The organism is Longimicrobiaceae bacterium, from assembly GCA_035936415.1.
Lineage (GTDB): Bacteria > Gemmatimonadota > Gemmatimonadetes > Longimicrobiales > Longimicrobiaceae > JAFAYN01.
The window spans coordinates 1-1,553 of record DASYWD010000020.1 but is presented as its reverse complement, the minus strand read 5'-3'; the positions used below and the strand labels follow the sequence as shown (position 1 = coordinate 1,553).

Below are 1,553 nucleotides of genomic sequence, written 5' to 3'. Positions count from 1 at the left end.
GCCGAAGGCCGCCAGGGCGAGCGTGCAGCCGGCGACGGCGCCCGCCGCGACTGCGCCGCCCCGCCAGCCGCCATGGTAGGCCAGCAGGAAGGCGGGGACCAGCGCGAGCAGCCAGAGCGCGCCGAGCGCCGGGCCGGCCCGCTCCGGGAGCATCAGGGGGAGCAGCGCGAGCGCGGCTGCGCCGAGGGGGAGCAGGAAGCGGGGGGCCGAGCGCGGCTGCGGAGACGGCCCCGCCCGGAGAAGGTCCCGCAGGCGCCGCGGCCAGCGCGCGGCCTGGGCGTAGTCGCCGCCAGCCGCCGAGGCGAGCGCGGCCCCGGCACCGGGGAGGCGCGGAGGCGCGGAAGGGCTGAGATGTCGGGTTCGCACGATGCAGGAGTTCGGGCAGTTGTCCTGTGCCGCGGCATCGGTCTGCCCAGCCGTGCGCCCGCCCGTCGGACAGGGGGGGCGCACGCGGACGCGTGCTGCAGCTTCGGCAGCCGGACGGTCTCGGGGAGACTCCTGGCTTTGCGGCCCCGCCTCGCGACGGGTGTGCTCTTGTCGGCCGTGCCTGTCCCGCGCCCGGAGGCGGTGCCTCAGGGACGCGCCGTCATCCTGCATCGTGGCAAGATCCGAGCCCGTGCTGTCCTCCTGGGGAGCGCATGAAAGTGGACGGGGTCCACCCCGGGGGCGGCCGCCCCCGCCGCCCCTGGACGTCTCACCGCTGGCTCCCGCGCTCCACCCGCAGTCCCAGCCGGAGCCCCGTCCCGGAGGAGCCGGGGGCGAGGACCGGCTTCATCCGCAGTGCGCCGGCCGCGCCGCGGCGGGCGTACAGGTACGCCTCGGCGGCCCCGGCCAGGGTGATGGCGGCCGCGGCGCCGATCCCCACTCCCAGGCTCGGGCGCTCGGTGGCCCGGTAGCTGTACTCGTAGGGGTTGCCGAACGGGTCCTGCGCCGTCGCCGTCCGGGTGACCTCCTCCTGCCGGAACGCGGCGTACAGCGCCGTGCCGACGCCGGCGAGCACGGCTGCACCCAGCGCGGGACGCCGGGTGTGGAACTGTCCCAGGCCGGGGACCGCCAGGCCGCGCGCCAGGCTTGCCGTGGGGGAGAAGACGGCCACGGGGCGCCGGAGCGCCCGGATCGTCTCCCGTACCCGATCCGCGTCCGCCGCGCCGGGGCTCAGCCGGAGGTAGCTCTCCAGCTCCGCCGCGGCGCGTGCCTCGTCCTGCCGCCCCAGGAGCGCGAGCGCGCGGTTGAAGTGCGCCTCCGGCCACTCCGGGCGGGCCCGGAGCGCGACGGAAAAGGCCGCCTCCGCTTCCGCGTACGCCCCGCGGTCCAGCCCCAGGAGCCCCTCCCGGAAGCTCCCCATCGCGCGGTCGGCGGCCTCGTCGCGCCGGGGCGCCAGGCGGGCGACGCGCGCCGCCACCTCGGGCGCGTCGGGCGATTCCGGGGCGAGAGCGAGGTAGCGGCAGAACTCCACCGCCGCCTCCGCGGGCTCGCCCAGGTCCTCGTGCAGGCGGGCGAGCCGGTACGCCACGGCGGGGTCGGTGGAGTCGAGCGCGGCGGCCCGGCGGAAC

At 78.2% G+C, this 1,553-nt stretch carries 2 protein-coding genes and 1 riboswitch; both genes read right to left on the bottom strand.

Annotation, left to right across the window (positions count from 1 at the left end):
* On the bottom strand, nucleotides 1–366 hold a 366-nt coding region (locus tag VGR37_00895), incomplete at its 3' end, for a hypothetical protein (protein HEV2145951.1).
* Between the two features lie 102 nt (nucleotides 367–468).
* Nucleotides 469–543: riboswitch (cyclic di-GMP riboswitch) on the bottom strand.
* Nucleotides 544–694: 151 nt separating this feature from the next.
* Nucleotides 695–1,553 (bottom strand): hypothetical protein (locus tag VGR37_00890; GenBank protein HEV2145950.1); only part of this gene is annotated, 859 nt, incomplete at its 5' end.